This is a genomic window from Bacillus sp. RB3, from assembly GCF_030164735.1.
Lineage (GTDB): Bacteria > Bacillota > Bacilli > Bacillales > Bacillaceae_G > Bacillus_A > Bacillus_A cereus.
In genome coordinates this window covers 16,536-38,625 of sequence record NZ_JASNGE010000021.1, presented here as the reverse complement: position 1 = coordinate 38,625, position 22,090 = coordinate 16,536, and the positions used below count along the sequence as shown (strand labels likewise).

The following is a 22,090-nucleotide window of genomic DNA, read 5'->3' as shown; positions in this document are numbered from 1 at the left end:
CCTACTTCTGTTTGACTCTTTTTGCAAATAACCATGTTAAAGTAAATGGGATTACAACTGCAATAATCATTCCTACAATAAACATTGGAATCGATTTCGGAATGATAGAAATAAATGCTGGCAATCCGCCAATTCCGATAGCAGGTGCTAATACACCATTTAATGTAATGAATATCGCTGCCACAGCAGACCCTATAATCGCTGCATAGAACGGGAACTTATTTCGTAAATTCACACCAAACATCGCTGGTTCTGTAATACCGAAGTATGCTGAAATGGCTGATGTTGATGCCATACTTTTATCATTTTGATTTTTAGAAATCCAGAACATCGCAAGTGCCGCACTACCTTGCGCAATGTTAGAAAGAGCGATCATCGGCCAAATAAATGTACCGCCATGTTGTGCAATCAATTGTAAATCAATTGCAATAAACATATGATGCATACCTGTAATTACAAGCGGTGCATATAACGCTCCAAATAATACTGCTCCAACTACTGGTACTGTTTCATATACACCTACTAATCCTACTGTTAATAAATCTCCAATATGACGTGTAACCGGACCGATAATTCCTAATGCTAACACACCTGTCACAACGATTGTTGTAATTGGTACAACTAATAATTGAATTGCATTTGGTACATGTTTCTTTAAGAAAATTTCCACTTTACTTAATACAAATGCTGCTACTAAAACAGGTAAAATTTGTCCTTGATATCCTACCTTCTCAATTTGGAACAGTCCTAAAATATTGAAGTACTCAATCTTTTGACCCTCTAAACCAGTCGCTGCTTTTCCATAGTCCCAAGCGTTTAATAAGGCCGGGTGCACAAGCATTAATCCCATAACAATCCCTAGTATTGGACTACCACCAAAACGCTTCGTTGCTGACCACCCGACAAGTGCTGGTAAGAATACGAATGCTGTATTGGCCATCATATTAATTAAATCCCAAAGCCCGCCTAAGTTCGGATAAACATCTAATAAATTTTTCCCATCAAAAAATAAGTCCTTTGCCCCTAATAGATTGTTAATACCCATTAGTAAACCAGCTGTTACGATCGCTGGTAATATCGGCATAAATACATCCGAAAATATTTTCACAAACTTTTGAGCTGGATTTAACTTCTGATTTCCAGAGTCTTTTACGTCAGCTACAGTCGATTCTTTCATACCTGCAAGCGTTATCAATTCAGCGTAAACACGATCTACATCCCCTGGACCAATTACAACTTGAAATATACCAGCGTTATGAAACGCTCCTTTCACTAATGAAACAGACTGTAATTTATCATTATCTATTTTACTTTCATCTTTTAAAGCGATACGGAGCCTCGTTACACAGTGTGCAGCTTGTTCAATATTGTCTTTCCCACCAATATACTGCAACACTTCCTCTGCTGTTTTACGATAGTCTTTCCCCATATTCTCGTCCCTCTTTTCTTTTTTTGATACCGTTTACAATTACATATTAACTCGTATATATAAGTTAGTCAACACTCGTATATACGAGTTTGTGTTTTTTTTTATAAAAAAAAGAGATGAAACAATATTTTGTTCCACCTCTTTACTTCCTGCGTGCCACATCCGAAAAGTGAAAAATATCTAAACGGTGGCGTGATTCTGTATATTCAAACTGACTTCCATCATACAAATGTGTAAAGTTTTTCACAACGACAACATAGTCTGTTCCATTTAAATCTAAATACTTTCTGTCATCCTCTGTACATGGCTGTACTTCAATTACCCTCTGCGAATAACTAATATGTAGCCCAAGCTCTTTCTCGATGTATTTATAAATCGATGCTGTTGCAATTTCTTTCGTTAATCCTGGAATAAACTCAGATACAAAATGATTTATATCTAAAATTACTTTTTCTCCATCAATATTTCGTACACGTTTAATATGGTCAATCTCTGTTTTTTCTTTTACATTTAATAATTTCGCAATTTCTTTTGTGGCTTTTTCTTTGCCCATTTCCACAACCTCTGTAATACAATGACGTCCTAAACGTTCATTTTCTTCTTGGAAACTTACAATACCGCCAAAATTAAATTCAATATTTTTTCGCTTTAAAACAAAAACACCTTTTCCATGAATTTTTTGCACATATCCACGCTCTTGCAGTAAATCTACCGCTTTTCTTACCGTTCCTCGGCTTGCCTCATACTGCTTCATTAATTCTGTTTCTGATGGGATTTTGCATCCCTCTTTTAATTGTTTATTATCAATAGATTTACTGATTTCTGTATAAATTTGTTCATACTTACTCATCATCTACAATAGCCCCTTGTCACCTTCTAATTCTATATGTATTATAACATGCTTCACTCTTCTGCCAATCTCTCACTTATTTTCCATTACAAGAAAAATATAGGTAAATATTTAATCTTTAAAACGTATTTTTATAAAAATTTTTATATTTTTCTTTTCATTCAAAAAAACATGTAGTATACTAACTTCAAAATCAGAGGAGAAAGGGAGCAAAGAACTATGCTTACTTATACAACAACTGTAGTTACATTTGCACAAAAACATCATCATCATACGTAACCCTTGAAACCTAGCGGAAAAATTACGCGTAGGTACAAGGGTTATTCCCGTTGTACCTACGCTTTGGCAAAAGAGCCATGTAGGTATTTTTTTATCTACATGGCTCTTTTTTTATTGTCAAAAAGCTAGTAAAAATGATGTTTAAGCAAAACTTACTACAAAGGAGTTAACAAAAATGGAAACGAAAAAGTGGGGATTATGGGTTTTAACAGCATTTGTTATCGGGAATATGGTTGGCGGTGGCGTATTTATGCTTCCAGCAAATTTAGCACAAGTATCAGGTCCAATGGGTTCTACACTCGCATGGAGTATTACAGGCCTTGGAGTATTTATGATTGCACTTGTATTTGGAAATTTAGCGATTCGGAAACCAGAATTAAAAGCTGGACCACAAAGCTATGCTCAAGCGATGTTTCCTTCAAAAAAAGCTGGTAAAGTTGCAGGATATAGTATGGCATGGGGATATTGGGCTGCTAACTGGGCTGCCACAGCATCTGTTATTATTTCCTTTGCTGGATATTTATCAACATTCTTTCCAGTTTTACAAAGTAAGCAAATTCTTTTTTCAATAAATGGATTTTCACTGGAACTCGGAAAAGGGTTAACTTTCCTCGTATGTAGCCTTATGCTGTGGGGAATTCAATATATTCTTTCTCAAAATATTGATCGAGCTGGAAACATGAATCTACTTGCTACCATTGCAAAAATTATCGGATTTACAATGTTTATTGTAATTACATTATTCATTTTCAACGCCTCTAATTTCGGAGATGGTCAAACCTTTATGAATGAAGCAGGACAATCAATCTCATTAGGTGGACAAATCAATTCAGCTGCTATTGCAACACTCTGGGCATTTATCGGTATTGAATCAGCAGTTATGCTTTCTAATCGTGCAAAATCACAGCGCGATGTAAAAAAAGCTACGATTTTCGGATTAATTATCGCTCTTCTTATTTACATGTCAATTACTTTACTTACAATGGGAGCTCTTCCACAAGATGCTTTAAAGGAGTCTCAAAAACCGTTAGTAGATGCATTAAATTTAGCAATTGGAAATAAAGGCGCGTATATAATGGCCTTACTCGCTCTTATATCTTTATTTGGATCTACAGTTGGCTGGATTGTTGTTAGTTCAGAAGTACCTTACCAGGCAGCAAAAAATGGACTTTTCCCTAAGTTTTTCGGGAAAACAAATAAAAAAGGTAGTCCTTCAAAATCACTATTGATTACAAATATAATGACGCAAATTTTCTTATTTTCAACGATTTCTGGTACTGTTTCAGAGGCGTATAGTTTCGCTATCGTCGTAGCAACATTAGCCTATTTAATTCCATACCTTGTTTCTACCTTGTACCAATTAAAATTAGTTATTACAGGAGAAACGTATGATATACTGCCCGGATCTCGAGTAAAAGATGGAATCATTACGACATTAGCGTTGGTATACTCTATTTGGGTTATCAAAACGGGAACTGCTGATTTAAAAACATTCTTCTTAGGAATTGGATTGTTCGTATTAGGTCTTATTCTTTATCCAGTACTAATGAAAGACTCACAAAAAACGGATTAAATAAAGAGAAGCTGCTGGCTTCTCTTTTTTATTAAAAATCTGTAATTAACTTTTCTTTTAGCTCTCCTACAGATAAAGGTTTCGCATAATAAAATCCCTGTACATAATCACAGCTCATTGATTGTAACAAACTCTCTTGCTCTACTGTTTCTACTCCTTCAGCAACTACTGCTAAATTTAAACTATGAGCAATTTCAATAACGGATTTTACAATCGTTCGTTCTGGTTGTGCGTGATCATAATGAAATTCACGAATAAAATTACGATCAATTTTTACAATATCCAGTGGTAGTTGTTTTAAATAATATAAGGAAGAATAGCCAGTTCCGAAATCATCCAAAGCAATTAAAACACCCATATTTCTTAATTCTTGTAATGTAGCAATAATATAATCAAAATGGCGGACTGCTATGCTTTCCGTTATTTCTAATATTAAACGGTTCGGAGGAAAACCAGTTCTCTTTAAAATGCTACGTACAGAGAAAATAAAACGTTTCTGCATTAATTGTTGTATAGATAAATTCACTGATAACTTTAGTCCTTCTTGATAATTGGGCAATGTTTTAAACAATCGGCACGATTTTTCTAATACCCAGTCTCCTAGCTTTATAATAAGTCCAGACTCTTCAGCTACCGGGATAAATTCGTTTGGTGAAATAGGTCCGTCTTCTGTCATACAGCGTACTAGAGCTTCTATACCAGAATATCTCTTCGTTTTCAAATCAATAATAGGCTGCAATACTACATCTAACTCTTCATCACGAATTGCCTTTTGCAAAGCAAACTCAACTTTCATTCTACGATTTATTTTCGCGCGTAGCTCATCTGTAAAGAAACATGCAGCATTTCTCCCCTGTTCTTTTGCACTATACATAGCTAAGTCGGAGTTTTTCAATAATGTTTCCACGTCTTGTCCGTCTTGTGGATAAGAACAAAGTCCTAGACTAGCTGAAATATATACTTCATGGCCTTCAAGAATAAATGGTGCCTGGAAACATGACAACACAGATGTCGCTAACTGCCTCATATCATCTTGTCTATGATTTTTTGTTAACAGCACAAATTCGTCGCCACCTAGCCTAGCCAGAACATCTTTCTCTCCTAGTACATAATGCAACCTTGAAGCGACTTCGCTTAAAAGTAAGTCCCCTATCATATGACCTAACGTATCATTTACTAATTTAAAACGGTCCAAATCAAAGTAAATCATACCAAATTCTTTTTTATCTGCAATCAATTTATTAACGGTCGTTATTAATTGCAAACGGTTCGGCAAACTCGTTAAAGCATCATGATAGGCAAGTTCCCTATAACGACTTTCACTTAGCCGCAACCTCTGTTCCGCTTCTTTTCTACTACTAATATCATTTCGTATTGCGATAAACTGGTAAGGCTCTCCTTTTTCATTTAAAAATGGAACAATTGTTGTTTTGACCCAATAATATGTACCATCTTTTGCTCGATTCCGAATCTCACCTGTCCATACTTTCCCATTCAAAATACGTTTCCATAAGTTTTGAAAAAAGGTTTTCGGATGATGACCTGAATTTAAAATACGGTGATCTTTTCCAATTAATTCTTCTCTTTTGTATTTAGAGATTTCACAAAATTTATCATTTACATATGTAATAAGACCTTTTCGATCTGTAATTGCAACAATTGAAGACTCATCTAATGCTAACTTTAAATCTCGCAACGAAGAGTCATATAATGCATGACCTCTCTGTTCTAGCATGCGCATCTCTCCTTGCTTCTATCTGACTAAAACACAACCTGTTTCTCTTCATAGAAATAGAGATATTTCATTTTCTAATACTAGCCCTTTACATAAATTATCTTTTTAAATAAACCGATTAAAATAACATAATATTATTTGTAATAAAAAGCAATATTATACCGTTTCAATTATAACTGGTAGCTTCCCATATCTCTAATTACTTCGCGCCTTATTATACCGCAATCCTTTTAAGTAGCTCTATGCAAGCCTTGTTTCCAACTAATACCACTCATATCTGATCTCTTTGTTTTTAATAACGAAATAGAAATTAGATCATACTACATAACTATTCACAAATAATAATATGAAAATCTACATTAATGTGCATGTTTTTGAATTACAATAACAAAATATTAACATATTTCCACCTTAACTTTGGAATTATTTTATAAATAAATACTGTATTAAACTAAAAAAGAGGATAGCCTCTTTTTTAGTTTAATACGAATATGGTATTTGCTGATAACCTGGGTATGGCATTGGATACGTTACAGGGTATGGTGATGGATAAGCTACTGGATATGTAGCCGGATAATATCCTCCACTTGTTGCACCTGTTAATGCACCAGCTGTCAGTCCGCCTAACACTCCTCCTGCAAAGCTTCCAGGGAAAAATCCGCCTCCCCATGAACTACCACCACCCCAGCCCCATCCGCCTCCGTGATGATGATGGTGATCATAGTGATTGTGTCCTCCATGGTGATGATGTCCACCATGATTGTGTCCTCCATGATGATGATTTCGATAGTACAATCCATTATTTTCTATATAATTCATGTTTCTCCGCTCCTTTTTGATTTTTTCATTTTCATATGCGTTAAGAGTGGGATAAAAAATGGGATAGTACACTGTATGTAGGACAAATGCGGAAAGTATAGGTGAAATGTCTATATTTTGTAAAAAAAGCAAAACACCTTATAATAAAGATGTCATATTACATCTTCTATTTAAGAAGTCTATATTGAAAAAAGATTAGGGGAATTATATAGAAATGAAGAAGCCTATCGTTCAATTACTATTAATATTTACAATTGTATCTATCGTTCTGTTCCTATTAAATACATCGTATATTTCGTTATATACATTTGTCGGTGCTCTATGGTCCATCACAATTGTCGGAATTTCATTCGTTATTTTTATAGAAAATAGATCTCCACAAAGTACGTTAGCATGGTTTTTAGTATTAGCACTTCTTCCTATTATAGGTGTGCTTTTATACGCTATTTTCGGACGCAGCCGCTGGAGAAGAAAAAAACATCTCCATCGTTCAGAAGAACAAAGAAAATTATTCCGTGAAATATTAGAAGGAAGAAGACTAGAGTTATTACTCACAGTCCCACTAAATGAACGTTCCATACATTTAACAGAAGTCATACAAAAATTTGGAGGTGGTCCTGCCGCAGATAAAACAACTACAAAACTTTTAACAAACGGAGATCAAACATTTTCAGAAATTTTGCGAGCTATAGAGCAGGCAAAGCATCATATACATATTCAATACTACATTTATAAATCTGATGAAATTGGTACAAAAGTTCGAGATGCTTTAATACAAAAAGCAAAAGATGGTGTTATTGTACGCTTCCTTTATGATGGCCTTGGAAGTAATACGTTACGACGACGATTTTTGCAACCTATGAAAGAAGCTGGGATTGAAATTGTAGAATTTGACCCTATTTTTTCAGCTTGGTTACTTGAAACTGTCAATTATCGTAACCATCGAAAAATTGTTATTGTAGATGGAAAAATTGGTTTTACCGGAGGACTCAATGTCGGTGATGAATATCTTGGCCGTTCCAAGAAATTTCCTGTTTGGCGTGATAGTCATTTAAAAATAGAAGGAAAAGCATTATATAAATTACAAGCAATCTTTCTAGAAGACTGGCTCTATGCCTCTAGTGGTTTAAATACTTATTCCTGGGATCAATTCATGAATAGACAATACTTCCCAGGTAAAGAGATTTCAAATGCAGAAGGTGCTGTTCAAATCGTAGCAAGCGGACCAAGCTCCGATGATAAAAGTATTCGTAATACATTATTAGCTGTTATGGGCTCTGCAAAAAAATCCATTTGGATCGCTACACCCTACTTTATTCCAGATCAAGAAACTTTAACATTATTACGCTTAAGTGCAATTGCCGGAATAGATGTACGGATTTTATATCCAGGTAAAAGTGATAGCATCATTAGTGATCAAGCATCTCAATCCTATTTCACTCCGCTTTTAAAAGCTGGTGCTTCTATTTACAGTTATAAAGATGGTTTTATGCATGCAAAAATTGTACTCGTTGATGATACAATTGCAACTATTGGAACAGCGAACATGGATGTACGTAGCTTTGAATTGAATTACGAAATTATTAGCGTGCTTTATGAATCAAAAACAGTTCACGACATTAAACGTGATTTTGAAGAAGATTTTAAACATTCAACTGAAATTAAATGGAACTCTTTCCAAAAAAGAAGTATAAAAAAACGCATATTGGAGTCTTTCATGAGGCTCATTTCTCCTTTACTGTAGGCAATCAACTTCATCTTGATTGCTTTTTCTTTTCCCTTTATCCTCCTTCCTTTTCTTTGCATACCATATTAAAACAAGTTATCATAAGATGTATTACTTTATGAAAATAATGTTAGGTGGGAAATACATGTTAGAACAATTTCATATACATGCTGATTTAAAACAACAGCTTTCTACGATTCATGAAAAGAATAAACAAGAAGCTGGTGAAAATGCACATTTAATCGGAACGAAAATATATAAAGCGTCTGATAATAGCATTATTGAAGATGCGATTACAGCACTTCTTCTTGGCAAGAACATTCTATTAAAAGGACCGACTGGTAGTGGTAAAACAGTACTAGCGGAAACTCTTTCTTCTTTATTCCAAAAACCAATGCATAGCATTAACTGCTCTGTCGACTTAGATGTAGAGGGTATTTTAGGATACAATACACTACAAACGAAAGATGGTGCATCTGAAGTTTCATTCGTTAACGGTCCTCTTATGAAAGCAATGAAGAACGGTCACTTCCTATATATTGACGAAATCAATATGGCAAAACCTGAAACGTTACCACTTCTTCACGGCGCATTAGATTACCGTAAAATGATTACAAACCCATTTACACAAGAGGTTGTATACGGTGATGACGAATACCGTGTAATTGCTGCGATTAACGAAGGTTACGTTGGAACAAGTGAACTAAATGAAGCGTTAAAAAACCGTTTCGTTATTATTGAAGTTCCTTACATTCAAGGTGATACATTAAAAGAACTATTATTAGCAGAATCAAAATTAAATGATGTTGCAACAATTGAAAAGTTTGTTGCATTTGCAAGCGACCTTATGCCTTTAGCTCGCGATGGACGTGTAAGTGAAGAAGCAGCAAGTATTCGTGGTATTATCGACGCATGTGATTTAGGTGTATATATTCCTGTTATGCGAGCGATTGAACGAAGCATAATTGCAAAACTTAATGATGAAACAGAACAAATGACTGTCCGTGAATTAGCAGAAAGTTATTTCTTTGAGGGATAATTTATGAGACAAATTTTTAGTGACAAAAAAATTGATGCGTCGCTGTTTCTACAAATGGAAAACTTAATGTATGCCCTTCTAAAAGAAGACGATGCCTATCTTGAATATGGCTATAAAGCATACTACGACGAAATTGAAAAGAAAGTTGTCATTAGTCACTTTTGGGATGATCGAAAAGAAGAAGATACAGTAATCGGATTAAAAAGCGAAGTGTTCTTAAAAGCACTTGGTAATAAACATTACTCGGACATGACTTTAATTCGTTCTTATGCGATTGAATTGCAAGAATCGCCCCTAAAAAAGTTTTTAACACAATTATTTGTTCTATTAGAAGATTTACGCGTTGAGGAAATCGTAAAGAACTTACGTCCTGGCACGAAGCATGTTTTTAAACGTCGAAAAGAAATGTACCGCAATTATTTCGGCTCTCAAAATGAAATAAACCGTGTTCGTAATTATCACGGTGATCGTCTATTTTGCCTATGCTATCTTTCATTAACTAGCGATAAATACGAAATGTTTAATAATGAATATTTTGAGCAAATTGAAGCGATTTTACATGAAACATTCCAAGCACGTAATACAGAAGATATTATGTATATCGTTGAGAAAATTCGCTATCGCTTAGAGGCGCTTCTTGAAAGCGATATGCTTAACAACTATTTCGGACATGCTCCACTTTACTTATCTGTCCTTGCAGACGAAAAGAACTGTCGCGTCGAAGATTTAGCAAATGATGATACGCAGCTTATAGATGACGATGAAAATAAAAACAAAATGGATGAAAGTTTCTCCACATGGCATCGTGAAAATAAAAATAACGAAAACGAGAACTTTTTACGCTTTGAATTAGAAAGCGGAACAAAAACTAATATGATGGGTGATACTGCCCGTGAATCAGAAGATGGCGACCAAGCACTTGGTTCTGTACAAGGTACTTCACAAAAAAGTACACAATCCAACTTTGATGGCGCTGATACAGAAGAAGCAAGGGCTTCACACGCTTCTAGCCAGCACGACGGTGCATACGGTAAGTATAATGTAGGTGCTTCTCATACATTTAAAGAAGCTCGCAAACCAAACTCAGATGAGAAAAAAGATTACCAAGCTATCAAATCAGTCGTCAATAAAGATGTAAAAGAATTAAAGAAAATTATCGAAAAAACCATTGAAAATAAAACGAATGCGAATAGTGATAAATATTACGGAAGACTTCGTAAGAAATTCCTTCGTATTTATACCGAAAAACAACCGCGTATGTTTTATAAAAAAGGACAAGAGTCACAAGAACTGGATGTTGCATTCCAACTGTTAGTTGACTGTTCTGGTTCTATGTATAACAAAATGGAAGAAACGAAGAAGAGTGTTGTACTATTCCATGAAGCTTTAAAGTCTTTAAAAATCCCGCACGCTATTAGCGGATTTTGGGAAGATGCCTCTAGCGCTAAACCTGAAGATAAGCCGAACGTTATTCATGAAGTTGTAAATTATAAAAACTCAACGTTGCCAAACGTTGGTCCAGAAATTATGCAACTTCGTGAAGAAGAAGATAACCGCGACGGATATATTATTCGTATCGTTTCTGAAAAACTTGCCAAAAGACCTGAGAAACATAAATTCTTACTAGTCTTCACAGACGGTGAGCCTTCTGCGCTAGACTATCAACAAGACGGAATTTTAGATACGCATGAAGCTGTTAAACTTGCGCGTAAAAGTGGTATGGAAGTAATCGGTATCTTCATCGAAGAAGGCGAAGCGAAAGAAGCAACTTATCAATTGATGAAAAATATTTATAACCATCACTTCTTAGTTGCAAATCATGCTGAAGATTTACGATTGAAGATTAAACCATTGCTGAAAAAACTATTACTGAAGACGATTGAATAGAAAACAGGAGCCTTGTGGCTCCTGTTTTTTCGTTCAATTACTTTGTTTCTGGTTGAAACTTGTATGGAATGGCTATTTCTAATAAAGATTCAAATCCTCCGTCATAGTATGGGAAGCGCTCATTCGCAATTGTTCGATCTACCCACTCTATTGTAGAAATTTCACCTTCATCTTCCGCAATAAGTTCCCCTTTTACTACATTCGCTCGGAATGTAAAAAACAGTGCATGATTCCCTGATTCTTCAAAGAATTTTTCATTGATCGCAACAAGCCCACTTAACGTAGCAGTTAAACCTGTCTCTTCTTTCACTTCTCTTATTAGTGCTTCCTCTAATATTTCACCTTTCTCCACAGCCCCACCTGGCAATGACCAAACGTTTTGTTCTGTATTATGTACCATTAATATTTTATCTGTTTCTTCGTCATGTATTAGTGCGTATACGACATCAACTCTTTGCATAAGACTTCTCTCCTCCCAAAAATAATGAAGAGCCGATTCCTAAGAATCGACTCTTCCTATTAATTCATCACTAACTCAGCTGTGAGCTTTTTTTTTAACTTAGCCAGCATGTCAGTTGTCATTTTGTCTAAATCGTATTCTGCTTTAAAGCCCCACTCTTTCATTGCTGCAGTTGCGTCAATAGAGTTTGGCCAGCTATCAGCGATTGTTTGACGAGCTGAATCTACTGCATAATCCATTGTAAACGTCGGAATGTGTTTACGAATTGACGCTGCAATTTGCTCTGGCTCGAAGCTCATTGCTGTAATGTTAAATGCATTTCTATGCACTAGCTTACTTGGATCAGCTTCCATTAATGAAATGATCGCTTGTAAAGCATCAGGCATATACATCATGTCCATGTACGTTCCTTCAGCAATGTATGAGGTGTATGCACCTTTTTTAATCGCCTCATAATAAATTTCAACTGCATAATCAGTCGTTCCGCCTCCTGGAGGAGCTACGTAAGAAATTAAACCTGGGAAACGGACACCGCGCGTATCTACGCCAAATTTTTGATGATAATAATCACATAGTAATTCTCCTGCCACTTTGTTTACCCCATACATCGTAGTAGGACGCTGAATTGTATCTTGCGGTGTATTATCTTTTGGCGTCGATGGACCGAATGCACCGATAGAACTTGGCGTGAAGAACTTACAGTTTAATTCACGAGCTGCTTCTAATGCATTTACAAGTCCGCCCATATTTAAGTTCCATGCGAATAACGGATTTTTTTCTGCTGTTGCTGAAAGTAAAGCTGCTAAATGAATAATTGTATCTACTTCATTACGCTTTGCGATATCATGTAGTTTTTGTCCATCTGTTACATCTAACGTTTCAAATGGACCAGACGTTACTACTTCACTATCTGTTTCACGAATATCTGTTGCAATAACATTTGATGCGCCGTATACATCACGAAGTTTCATTACTAGTTCAGAACCAATTTGCCCTAAAGAACCGGTTACTAGAATTTTTTTCATTTTCCCCACTCCTCATTTGCAAGCTATTCAAAAGATGTCGTTACTTAAATGATGCCCATTTCTTTTCCTACTTTTTCATACTTAAGAATTGCTTCATCTAACATTTCTTTCGTATGAGCTGCTGTAGGCATATTACGAACGCGCCCTGTTCCTTTTGCTACAGTTGGGAACACGATAGATTTTGCGTATACCCCTTCTTCATTTAGACGTTTACTAAATTCTTGTGTTAATACTTCGTCCCCAATGATACAAGGTGTAATTGGCGTTTCACTTTCTCCAATGTTAAAGCCAAGTTCTTTTAATCCTTGTTTCAAGTAGCGGCCATTTTCCCATAAGCGATCGTGTAACTCTGTGCTTTCCATTAAGATTTCAATTGATCTCATGCAAGCTGCTGCATCAGCTGGTGTTAATGCTGTAGAGAATAAGAATGGACGTGAACGAACTTTTAACCAGTCAATTAAGTTTTGTTTCCCTGCTACATATCCACCAATTACCCCAATTGCTTTTGATAATGTACCAATTTGGAAATCAACTTTATCAGAAAGACCGAAGTGCTTTACAGTTCCTGCACCTTTTCCAAGTACACCTGAACCGTGTGCATCATCTACGTATGTCATTAAATCTAACTCTTCTGCAATCTCAACAATTTCTGGTAGTTTTGCAACATCTCCATCCATTGAAAAGACACCGTCTGTAATTACCATTAATTTATTGTAAAGACCTGATTCTTTCGCCGCAATTGCTTTTTGGCGTAAATCTTCCATATCCGAATGTTTATAAACAATAATTTTTGCTTTTGATAGACGACTACCATCAATAATAGAAGCATGGTTTAATTCGTCTGAAAGAATTGCATCATTTTTATCCATAACAGCTGAAATCGCTGCCATATTACAGTTAAATCCTGATTGATAAGCAATTGCTGCTTCTGTATGTTTAAACTTTGCAATTGTTTCTTCTAACTTAATATGCAAATCTAAAGTACCGTTAATTGTACGAACAGCCCCTGCTCCAACACCGTACTTATGAATAGCACCAATTGCTGCTTCTTGCAAACGGCTATCTGTTGCTAATCCAAGATAGTTGTTTGAAGATAAGTTAATATATTCTTTTCCGCCAATTGTAATGATCGGTCCATTTGAACTCTCAAGCGGATCAATTACGTTATAAAGCCCCTTTGATTTTAAATCCTCTAAATTTTCTTCTAAAAATTTCGCAAGTGTTTTACTAGACATCGTGAAGCCTCCCATCGTTCATGTAAGCGGATTATTGTCTTAATAGTTCTAATAATCCCTCTACTAGCTTAACACGTTTTCAGAATTTATTATAGAAAAATAGTTTAAAGTAACCGCTTACAATTTTAGATTATATATGATTCATTACAATAAATCTATTATTTACTTTTCATATTTGATAGAATTAAAAAAATATTTCAGGAGGTTTCAAACATGGCATTTACAGAATCTGATGTATACAATAACACAGCATTTTTCGAACAATATATGAAACGAAGATACCGAGAAAATAGCCCAAATGAATCCATTGAAAAACCAGTATTCTTTCAGCTCATTGGTCATGTACGAGGAAAACAAATTCTCGATTTAGGCTGTGGTGATGCTAAGTTTGGCGCGGAATTATTAGAAAAGGGATGCTACTCTTACACCGGCATTGAAGGCTCCGAACTTATGTATGAAAAAGCTAAAAAACAACTAGAAAATAAAAATGGATCTGTTCATTTTTTAAACCTCAAAGATTATACCTACCCCTCTTCCACTTTTGATTTAGTAACATCTAGACTCGCCTTACATTATATTGAACATCTTGATGCCATTTTTCAAAATGTGTTTCAAACTTTAAAAACAAATGGCACCTTTACCTTTAGCGTTCAACATCCCGTTATTACTTCTTCGTTTGAAAGCTTACAAACAAGTGGTAAAAGAACGAGTTGGCTCGTCGATGATTACTTTAAACTAGGCAAACGGGTTGAACCATGGATTGACCAAGAAGTTATTAAATATCATCGTACAACGGAAGATTATTTCACATTATTACAGCAAGCCGGATTTACCATTACATCATTAAAAGAAGCTACACCAAATCCAACCTATTTTCAAAATGAAGAAGAGTATAAACGTCGCTTACGTATTCCTCTCTTCCTCTTATTTTCTTGTACCAAATAAAAAAAACGATGAATCACTCATCGTTTTTTTATCTCATTACCTGAGCAACTTCTTTAACTACACGTCTTCCTCTTCCGTGAGGTATACAAAGCGGTGTTCCAAACAACGGATCCGTACTAATTTGACACTCCATTCGGAATACATCACGTACTAGTTTCTCATCTACCACTTCTTCAGGTTTACCTTGTGCATATATTTGTTTATCTTGAATGGCTACAATGTTATCTGCATAGCGACATGCTAAATTTAAATCGTGTAATACCATAACAATTGTTCTTTGTTCTGTTTCATTTAATTCGAATAATAAATCTAGCACTTCAATTTGGTGAGTCATATCTAAATATGTAGTAGGCTCATCCAGTAAAATAATATCTGTATCTTGTGCAAGCGTCATTGCAATCCAAGCACGTTGTCGTTGTCCACCTGAAAGAGCATGCACATCACGCTCAGCAAATTCTGTCATACCTGTTGCTGCAAGTGCCTTCTGTACCATTTCCTCATCTTTTTCTGACCACTGTTTCAGCCATGTTTGATATGGATAGCGTCCTTGTTTTACAAGTTGCAATACTGTAAGCCCTTCAGGTGCTTGCGGTCCTTGCGGTAAAATTGCCATTTGACGAGCAATTTGCTTCGTTTGCATACTTTGAATAGTTTGATTATCTAACAAAATGTCACCAGTTGTTGGCTTTAATAATCTAGCTAGTGAACGTAATAAAGTTGATTTCCCGCAACCGTTGGAACCGATAAAGATTGTAATTTCACCTTTTGGAATTTCTAAATTCAACTCATCGATAATAATTGTTTCACCATAAGACAACGTCAAACGTTTCGTCTCCAATGCTTTTTGCATATTCATCTCCCTTTATGAATTCCGACTTTTATAAAGTAAATAAATAAAATAAGGTGCACCAATTGCTGATGTAAATACCCCTGCTGGAATTTCAAGTGGTGTGAAAACTGTACGCCCAATTAAATCTGCAGCAAGTACTAAAATTGCACCAACAATAGCTGCAACTGGGAGTAATGCACCGTATAAAGAACCAACTAGCCTTCGTGAAATATGAGGTGCCATTAAACCGACAAATCCAATTCCTCCGGCGAAGGCAACTGCTCCCCCAATTAAAGCCGTACTAAGTAATAACATGAATACGCGTGACTTCGTTAAAGGAACACCAAGTCCTACCGCAATATCATCCCCTAGCTCTTGCGCATTTAAATGTCTAGCAGCTATAAATGATATTACCGTTAAAATGAGAACCCACGGTGCAAGCACCATAACGTTTTGCCATGAAGAACCATAAACAGTACCTGTAATCCATACATTCGCTTGACTCGCTTGATAAATTGGTGCTAACAACATAAACAAAGTCGTTGCCGCTTTCGTTAATGCCCAAAACCCCACACCAATTAAAACAAGACTAATCGGCGATAACCCGTCATTTCTCCATGCAAATAAATATACAAAAAGCGCCACAATCGTTGCCCCAACAAAGGCTGCTAACGGCATATAATGAATGCTTACAGTTAGCGCATTATTTTTATCACTAAATATAGCTAAAAACAATACAACTGCAACACTTGCCCCGCCCGTAATCCCGATGATATCCGGAGAAGCAAGTGGATTTCGAACGAGACCTTGTAAAATACATCCTGCTACAGCAAGCGCAATTCCTACGAGGATAGCAATTAAAATACGTGGCATACGAAACTTATTCACAACCATATTTGACATCGCATCGCCATTTCCAGTAATTGCTTGCCATACGTCATAAGGAGCAATTTTCATGTCTCCCATACCTGCGCTCGCAAAGAATAATCCTATTAAAACAACTAGTAAACTTAACAAGACGAGACAAGCTCGTTTATACATTAAAAACGAGAGCTCACCTTTTCCTATACGAAACGGAATATATTTCTTCATTTGCTAAGCCCTCTCTTACGTGCAATATAAATAAAGAATGGAGCTCCAATAAATGCTGTCATAACTCCTACTGGTACTTCTTGTGGCATAATGACATATCTTGCTGCTATATCAGCCAATATTAGTAGTATTGCACCTAACAATCCGCTATAAGGCACTCTCCATCTGTGGTCAACTCCAACAAGAAATCTCGCAAAATGCGGAGTAATAATTCCAATAAATCCAATTGGGCCAGCAACCGCAACCGAACCACCAGACAACAGTACAATAATAAGTAACACGAATGATTTCATTAAAATTGTTCGTTGTCCAAGTCCTTTCGCGACGTCTTCTCCCATCATCAATGTATTTACTTTCCCTGCCATCATAAGAGATGCAATCCATCCTATTAATAAATATGGGAATACAGATTGTAAAATTTCTAACTTTCTCCCTTGCACAGATCCAGCAAGCCAAAATAATACCTCTTCAAGTGCTTTTTCATTTAACACAAGTAATCCTTGTGTTAATGATGAAAATAACGCACTAATTGCGACCCCTGCTAACGTTAACTTAAGAGGAGTAGTTCCTTCTTTTCCTAAAGAACTAGAAGCAAATACAAGTACAGCTGCAACCGCCGCTCCTAAAAAGGCAATCCATGTGAAAGCTGATAATGATGTTACTGAAAAGATTACAATTGCTACAACTATGAAGAACGCAGCACCTGAATTTAATCCAATAAAATCTGGAGAAGCAAGTGGATTCTTAGTTAGAGTTTGCATAAGACAACCAGCAATGGCTAAACTAGCACCAACACTAGCTGCAATTAACGCCCTAGGCAGACGTACATTTTGAATAATAATATGTTCATTGGAACCGTTAAAATGGAAAAAAGCATCCAATGCTAGTTTCCAACTCGTATTTGTATACCCGAAAATAATACTTCCCCAAATACAAATAACGACTGCAATGATTCCAACAAATAATCCAATCCATTTTGCTCGATTTGTTTTTAATAACATGCAGCGTTTCCCCTTCAATGTATAATGATACGTTGTTAGTGTATTTCAACTTAATTCTCATTGTCAACGGAAATGAGAATTATTTTCACCCATATGTATTGACAATCAAAAGATAAAGGCTTAATATCATGCTTGCTATTGAAAAATATTCTCAACATGTAGGGGGTACATAATGAATTTCATGCGGAAGAAATCGTTTACAGTATTTGTATTTTTACTAGCATTTTCAATGCTTTTAAGCGCTTGTGGAAAATCAAATAACAAAGAAGAATCTACAAAAGAAGATAATAAAAAAGAAGTGGTTACTGTAGAACATGCAATGGGTAAAACAGAAGTTCCTGCTAATCCAAAACGTGTAGTTATCTTAACAAATGAAGGAACTGAAGCTTTACTTGAATTAGGTGTGAAACCAGTTGGTGCTGTAAAGTCTTGGACTGGTGACCCATGGTATCCACATATTAAGGATAAAATGAAAGATGTAAAAGTTGTTGGTGATGAAGGACAAGTTAACGTTGAAACAATTGCTTCTTTAAAACCAGACTTAATTATCGGTAATAAAATGCGCCACGAAAAAGTGTACGAACAACTAAAAGCAATTGCACCTACTGTGTTCTCAGAAACATTACGTGGTGAATGGAAAGATAACTTCAAATTTTATGCAAAAGCATTAAATAAAGAAAAAGAAGGTCAAAAAGTTGCAGCTGATTACGAATCACGTATAAAAGATTTAAAAGGCAAACTTGGCGATAAAGTAAACCAAGAAATCTCTATGGTTCGTTTCATGCCTGGTGATGTTCGTATTTATCATGGCGATACATTCTCTGGTGTTATTTTAAAAGAACTTGGATTTAAACGTCCTGGAGATCAAAATAAAGATGATTTTGCAGAGCGTAACGTATCTAAAGAGCGTATTTCTGCTATGGATGGTGACGTATTATTCTACTTCACATTCGATAAAGGCAATGAGAAAAAAGGATCTGAACTAGAAAAAGAGTATATAAACGATCCTCTATTTAAAAATTTAAATGCAGTAAAAAATGGTAAAGCATACAAAGTTGATGACGTTATTTGGAATACAGCTGGTGGCGTAATGGCCGCTAACCTACTATTAGATGACATCGAAAAACGCTTTGTTAAATAATATTTCCTTAACCAGCTCCCTTCTGTGGAGCTGGTTATTTTTCAATTCACTTAAATGTCACATTATTTCGTTTTGTATTTTTATTCCCAATATGTTATATTGAGAAAGTAAATAGAATATATTTTCTTTATATCAGAATAAATGTTTTAATCTAAATTTTCTGATTAATCACTATTTTATTTTCTTTTAGAATTCAATTATTACATTTGAAAACGCTTATCATCTCGTTTTCAGGGCAAAATACAGTAACGGTCGAAGAAAAATAGAACTTTTTTAGAAATTTTCTTTCTATTTCCATATAATTCTATTGACTTCTAAATATTTTGTAAATTAAAATGATTACATAAATATCCGTTATACAGGATTAGGGGGAAACAAAAATGGATGCAGCTTTAAAATTAGACAAAGCTGGAGAGCAACAATCACCAAAAAAACATCCACCAGGGTTATACTTGTTGTTCTTTACAGAGGCGTGGGAAAGATTTAGTTATTACGGAATGCGTGGCTTATTAGTTCTTTATTTAACAACGAGCTTAGTAAGCGGCGGTTTAGGATTTGATAAAGCAGTTGCAGTTCAAATTTACGGTATTTTCACAATGTTAGTATACTTCACACCTATTATTGGTGGTTGGTTAACTGACCATTTCATTACGAAGCGACATGCCATTACTATTGGTGGTATCATCATGGCAATTGGTAACTTTGTATTATTCTCAATGAACACAAAAACTGGACTTTTCTTAGGATTAGGATTATTAGTTATTGGTAACGGATTCTTCAAACCAAATATTTCGACTTTATTAGGTCAATTATATAGCGAAAACGATTCTCGTCGTGATAGTGCCTTCACTATCTTCTACATGGGGATTAACTTAGGAGCTCTTATCGCTCCATTCATTTGCGGTTACTTCGCAGATTATAGATACGGTTTCTTAACAGCTTGTATCGGTATGATTATTGGGCAGCTTGCCTTTAATTTCTTAGCACCTCGTTACTTAGGGTCTATCGGAACAACTGTTGTAGGAAAAAAATCTAAAGAAAAAAATGCAAAAGCAATTGAGAAAAAACCTTTAACAACACAAGAGAAAAAACGTACTGCTGCAATTTTAATTTTAACTTGTTTCGTTGTATTCTTCTGGGCAGGATTTGAGCAAGCTGGTAGTTCTTTAACACTTTACACAGATAAGTTCGTAGATCGTACAATTGGTGGATTTACAATTCCAACACCTTGGTTCCAATCTGTAAACCCACTATTCATTATCTTACTAGCATTACCTGTTTCTGCGTTATGGATTAAGCTTTCAAAAACAAAAAATGGCGATTTGAAAATCCCAACAAAAATGGCATTAGGTATGATTTTACTAGGGATTGGATATTTAGTTCTAACTTTAGCTGTTTTAAAAACTGGTAGCGATGAAGGTAACATTACAATGAAAGCAAACTTACTATTCATTGTATTCACTTACATGTTCCACACAATCGGTGAGTTATTCTTATCACCAATCGGATTATCTATGGTAAGTGCAATCGCTCCTGTTAAATTAGCATCATTATTAATGGGTGTATGGTTAGCTGGTACTGGCTTCGCAAACTTATTAGCAGGACAATTAGCCGCTTTCACTCAATCTTTAGGATATTTAGAAGTATTCGCAAGCATCGGTATTATCGTAATTGTACTGGGATTAGTACTTCTTATGTTCTCTAAGAAAATTGCACATATGATGGAATAACAAAAAGACGCTTCTAAAATTAGAAGCGTCTTTTTTATTACTTCTCCTCTAAAGCTGTCACGTCCACATGAACGCTCTCACCAGGATTAGATACATCATACACTTGAGCACTCCCCTTCTGCTCATCACAGCTCTCAATCCATACTGGTACGCCCTCATATGTAACGTCAATTCTACTTGAAGAAGATAAGATTTGTTTCACACGTTTCACATCCATACTACTATCCCTCCTTTTGCTTACTACACTCCTTTTTATTTTTTCTTTTCCTTTTAGAATATATTCCGTAAGGCAGCATGTTGATTGATAGTCATTTCTTCCTAACATGCTAATATTTACTCTCTCGCTACCTTTCTGACAAATAAAAAAAGACGTATATTCTACACGTCTTTTTCCATAATATTCAAATTTTAAGAAAATAATGTTTTTACTACCGCACTTACTTTATCATTATGGATTTGATAATACACTTCTAATCCTCGTCTTTCAAAGCGTACTACTTTATTTTGCTTTAACTTCGTTAAATGTTGTGAAACAGTTGATTGTGGAATTTCTAATACTTCCTGTAGCTGTGTTACATTACATGTTCCTCTTTGCATAAGTTCCATTACTAGACGTAGACGAAGTGGGTGAGCTAACGCTCTTAACATTTGTACATCTTCTTCTGAAATACGACATTCGAATTGATTTTGGCTCATAAAGTTCCCCTCATTTTCGTTTTTATTTGCGTTTTTATGTTCTTTTTATTTATTTATATATCTGTTCTTATATTTCCTGTTACGACATAACTTTATCAACCTATAAAGCCGAAAAATTTTTCCATCTTCATCAGCAAAAATTCAGGAAAAAATCCTTGCTGATTTTGAATATTATACTATATGATATAACGAAAAAGCAAAATAATGGCCTACGAATACTTTGCTTGCAAACGTTGTTTTATCAGGCTTTTTGTTATATTTTCACCTCATTGAAATGCACAGTAACGGTATTGTAAAATACCGTCTATAATTGATAACCTATCGTAATGTAGTTGAACTATAATTAACCTCTTTGTTACGCTAAAAGGAATTTTCAGTAAAAAGAGATGATGTGATATTAAAAATTTGTTTCTTATTTTTTATTCGTATTGCAAGCGGTTGGATTGTTGTGCAAAACTTCCTATTAAATCCACTCACCGTTCCCCCCACTAGATCAAACAGGACAGATAATTGCATATATCAAACTTTATACTTAATATAAAAGACTTCATCTAATATACGCCTATAAGGAACATGCCATCTGAATAAGCAAAATAATA

Annotated in this window: 19 protein-coding genes; 7 read left to right on the top strand and 12 right to left on the bottom strand. The window is 35.3% G+C overall.

From position 1 onward, the window contains the following. Window position 1: 1 nt before the first annotated feature. Together treP and treR are read right to left on the bottom strand one after the other, a co-directional pair. Window positions 2–1,429, bottom strand: a complete 1,428-nt coding sequence (gene treP / locus QO049_RS21940; RefSeq protein WP_000513942.1) for a PTS system trehalose-specific EIIBC component — start codon at window positions 1,427–1,429, stop codon at window positions 2–4. Window positions 1,430–1,571: 142 nt separating this feature from the next. Further along, the gene (gene treR, locus QO049_RS21935) at window positions 1,572–2,282 is read right to left on the bottom strand and encodes a trehalose operon repressor (RefSeq protein WP_053565260.1); all 711 of its coding nucleotides are present in this window, start codon (window positions 2,280–2,282) and stop codon (window positions 1,572–1,574) included. Window positions 2,283–2,733: 451 nt separating this feature from the next. On the opposite strand from treR, the gene QO049_RS21930 reads away from it, so the two are divergent. Then, complete coding sequence (locus QO049_RS21930) at window positions 2,734–4,131, top strand: amino acid permease (protein WP_000448444.1); 1,398 nt, start codon at window positions 2,734–2,736, stop codon at window positions 4,129–4,131. A 31-nt stretch (window positions 4,132–4,162) separates the two neighbouring features. On the opposite strand, the gene QO049_RS21925 is transcribed toward QO049_RS21930, so the two are convergent. Both QO049_RS21925 and QO049_RS21920 read right to left on the bottom strand, forming a co-directional pair. Next, a complete protein-coding gene (locus QO049_RS21925; protein ID WP_000893350.1) occupies window positions 4,163–5,866 on the bottom strand; it encodes a putative bifunctional diguanylate cyclase/phosphodiesterase in 1,704 nt (567 codons plus the stop codon). Window positions 5,867–6,346: 480 nt separating this feature from the next. Continuing rightward, complete coding sequence (locus tag QO049_RS21920; RefSeq protein WP_284489449.1) at window positions 6,347–6,685, bottom strand: cobalt transporter; 339 nt, start codon at window positions 6,683–6,685, stop codon at window positions 6,347–6,349. A 214-nt stretch (window positions 6,686–6,899) separates the two neighbouring features. On the opposite strand from QO049_RS21920, the gene QO049_RS21915 reads away from it, so the two are divergent. The 3 genes from QO049_RS21915 (at window position 6,900) to QO049_RS21905 (ending at window position 11,337) form a co-directional block, all read left to right on the top strand. Continuing rightward, entirely contained in the window at window positions 6,900–8,429 is a 1,530-nt protein-coding gene (locus QO049_RS21915; RefSeq protein WP_000743031.1) for a cardiolipin synthase, read from the top strand. A gap of 127 nt (window positions 8,430–8,556) precedes the next feature. After that, window positions 8,557–9,450: an ATP-binding protein gene (locus QO049_RS21910; RefSeq protein ID WP_000892973.1), complete on the top strand. Its 894-nt coding sequence runs from the start codon at window positions 8,557–8,559 to the stop codon at window positions 9,448–9,450. 3 nt (window positions 9,451–9,453) lie between these two features. Continuing rightward, window positions 9,454–11,337, top strand: a complete 1,884-nt coding sequence (locus tag QO049_RS21905; protein ID WP_001248851.1) for a vWA domain-containing protein — start codon at window positions 9,454–9,456, stop codon at window positions 11,335–11,337. Window positions 11,338–11,374: 37 nt separating this feature from the next. Here QO049_RS21905 and QO049_RS21900 read toward each other — a convergent pair whose 3' ends face one another. The 3 genes from QO049_RS21900 to QO049_RS21890 are packed head-to-tail and all read right to left on the bottom strand — an operon-like array spanning window position 11,375 to window position 14,057. Further along, window positions 11,375–11,797 (bottom strand): NUDIX hydrolase, encoded by a 423-nt coding sequence (locus tag QO049_RS21900; protein WP_284489448.1) that lies wholly within the window; start codon window positions 11,795–11,797, stop codon window positions 11,375–11,377. A 59-nt stretch (window positions 11,798–11,856) separates the two neighbouring features. Continuing rightward, the gene (locus tag QO049_RS21895; protein WP_000723129.1) at window positions 11,857–12,822 is read right to left on the bottom strand and encodes an L-threonine 3-dehydrogenase; all 966 of its coding nucleotides are present in this window, start codon (window positions 12,820–12,822) and stop codon (window positions 11,857–11,859) included. A gap of 44 nt (window positions 12,823–12,866) precedes the next feature. Next, window positions 12,867–14,057 carry a glycine C-acetyltransferase gene (locus tag QO049_RS21890; RefSeq protein WP_000095905.1) on the bottom strand — a complete coding sequence of 397 codons (1,191 nt, stop codon included), beginning with the start codon at window positions 14,055–14,057 and terminating at the stop codon, window positions 12,867–12,869. 213 nt (window positions 14,058–14,270) lie between these two features. Here QO049_RS21890 and QO049_RS21885 point away from each other — a divergent pair, with 213 nt between their 5' ends. Next, on the top strand, window positions 14,271–15,002 hold the full coding sequence (locus QO049_RS21885; protein ID WP_061655586.1) for a class I SAM-dependent DNA methyltransferase: 732 nt from the start codon (window positions 14,271–14,273) through the stop codon (window positions 15,000–15,002). Between the two features lie 28 nt (window positions 15,003–15,030). On the opposite strand, the gene QO049_RS21880 is transcribed toward QO049_RS21885, so the two are convergent. Genes QO049_RS21880 through QO049_RS21870 form a run of 3 tightly spaced genes read right to left on the bottom strand, consistent with a single transcriptional unit; the run spans window position 15,031 to window position 17,924 of the window. Next, window positions 15,031–15,852, bottom strand: coding sequence for an ABC transporter ATP-binding protein (locus QO049_RS21880; protein WP_284489447.1), 822 nt, complete (start codon window positions 15,850–15,852; stop codon window positions 15,031–15,033). 12 nt (window positions 15,853–15,864) lie between these two features. Further along, a complete protein-coding gene (locus QO049_RS21875; RefSeq protein ID WP_000760054.1) occupies window positions 15,865–16,923 on the bottom strand; it encodes a FecCD family ABC transporter permease in 1,059 nt (352 codons plus the stop codon). Continuing rightward, window positions 16,920–17,924 (bottom strand): FecCD family ABC transporter permease, encoded by a 1,005-nt coding sequence (locus tag QO049_RS21870; protein ID WP_000925232.1) that lies wholly within the window; start codon window positions 17,922–17,924, stop codon window positions 16,920–16,922. The genes QO049_RS21875 and QO049_RS21870 overlap by 4 nt, the downstream gene beginning before the upstream one ends. Before the next feature lie 172 nt (window positions 17,925–18,096). Here QO049_RS21870 and QO049_RS21865 point away from each other — a divergent pair, with 172 nt between their 5' ends. Both QO049_RS21865 and QO049_RS21860 read left to right on the top strand, forming a co-directional pair. Continuing rightward, a complete protein-coding gene (locus QO049_RS21865) occupies window positions 18,097–19,065 on the top strand; it encodes an ABC transporter substrate-binding protein (RefSeq protein WP_284489446.1) in 969 nt (322 codons plus the stop codon). 380 nt (window positions 19,066–19,445) lie between these two features. Then, a complete protein-coding gene (locus tag QO049_RS21860; RefSeq protein ID WP_000338311.1) occupies window positions 19,446–20,795 on the top strand; it encodes a peptide MFS transporter in 1,350 nt (449 codons plus the stop codon). A gap of 37 nt (window positions 20,796–20,832) precedes the next feature. Here the strand turns inward: QO049_RS21860 and QO049_RS21855 are convergent, their stop codons facing one another. Then, entirely contained in the window at window positions 20,833–21,012 is a 180-nt protein-coding gene (locus tag QO049_RS21855) for an acid-soluble spore protein H (protein WP_000382679.1), read from the bottom strand. 191 nt (window positions 21,013–21,203) lie between these two features. Beyond that, window positions 21,204–21,491 (bottom strand): ArsR/SmtB family transcription factor, encoded by a 288-nt coding sequence (locus QO049_RS21850; RefSeq protein ID WP_000081428.1) that lies wholly within the window; start codon window positions 21,489–21,491, stop codon window positions 21,204–21,206. Between the last annotated feature and the right edge of the window lie 599 nt (window positions 21,492–22,090).

What these genes read in the sequence shown, in the direction of transcription:
- treP (WP_000513942.1), bottom strand. Translation starts at nt 1,429, where the DNA reads ATGGGGAAAGACTATCGTAAAACAGCAGAGGAAGTGTTGCAGTATATT.
- treR (WP_053565260.1), bottom strand. Translation starts at nt 2,282, where the DNA reads ATGATGAGTAAGTATGAACAAATTTATACAGAAATCAGTAAATCTATT.
- QO049_RS21930 (WP_000448444.1), top strand. Translation starts at nt 2,734, where the DNA reads ATGGAAACGAAAAAGTGGGGATTATGGGTTTTAACAGCATTTGTTATC.
- QO049_RS21925 (WP_000893350.1), bottom strand. Translation starts at nt 5,866, where the DNA reads ATGCTAGAACAGAGAGGTCATGCATTATATGACTCTTCGTTGCGAGAT.
- QO049_RS21920 (WP_284489449.1), bottom strand. Translation starts at nt 6,685, where the DNA reads ATGAATTATATAGAAAATAATGGATTGTACTATCGAAATCATCATCAT.
- QO049_RS21915 (WP_000743031.1), top strand. Translation starts at nt 6,900, where the DNA reads ATGAAGAAGCCTATCGTTCAATTACTATTAATATTTACAATTGTATCT.
- QO049_RS21910 (WP_000892973.1), top strand. Translation starts at nt 8,557, where the DNA reads ATGTTAGAACAATTTCATATACATGCTGATTTAAAACAACAGCTTTCT.
- QO049_RS21905 (WP_001248851.1), top strand. Translation starts at nt 9,454, where the DNA reads ATGAGACAAATTTTTAGTGACAAAAAAATTGATGCGTCGCTGTTTCTA.
- QO049_RS21900 (WP_284489448.1), bottom strand. Translation starts at nt 11,797, where the DNA reads ATGCAAAGAGTTGATGTCGTATACGCACTAATACATGACGAAGAAACA.
- QO049_RS21895 (WP_000723129.1), bottom strand. Translation starts at nt 12,822, where the DNA reads ATGAAAAAAATTCTAGTAACCGGTTCTTTAGGGCAAATTGGTTCTGAA.
- QO049_RS21890 (WP_000095905.1), bottom strand. Translation starts at nt 14,057, where the DNA reads ATGTCTAGTAAAACACTTGCGAAATTTTTAGAAGAAAATTTAGAGGAT.
- QO049_RS21885 (WP_061655586.1), top strand. Translation starts at nt 14,271, where the DNA reads ATGGCATTTACAGAATCTGATGTATACAATAACACAGCATTTTTCGAA.
- QO049_RS21880 (WP_284489447.1), bottom strand. Translation starts at nt 15,852, where the DNA reads ATGCAAAAAGCATTGGAGACGAAACGTTTGACGTTGTCTTATGGTGAA.
- QO049_RS21875 (WP_000760054.1), bottom strand. Translation starts at nt 16,923, where the DNA reads ATGAAGAAATATATTCCGTTTCGTATAGGAAAAGGTGAGCTCTCGTTT.
- QO049_RS21870 (WP_000925232.1), bottom strand. Translation starts at nt 17,924, where the DNA reads ATGTTATTAAAAACAAATCGAGCAAAATGGATTGGATTATTTGTTGGA.
- QO049_RS21865 (WP_284489446.1), top strand. Translation starts at nt 18,097, where the DNA reads ATGAATTTCATGCGGAAGAAATCGTTTACAGTATTTGTATTTTTACTA.
- QO049_RS21860 (WP_000338311.1), top strand. Translation starts at nt 19,446, where the DNA reads ATGGATGCAGCTTTAAAATTAGACAAAGCTGGAGAGCAACAATCACCA.
- QO049_RS21855 (WP_000382679.1), bottom strand. Translation starts at nt 21,012, where the DNA reads ATGGATGTGAAACGTGTGAAACAAATCTTATCTTCTTCAAGTAGAATT.
- QO049_RS21850 (WP_000081428.1), bottom strand. Translation starts at nt 21,491, where the DNA reads ATGAGCCAAAATCAATTCGAATGTCGTATTTCAGAAGAAGATGTACAA.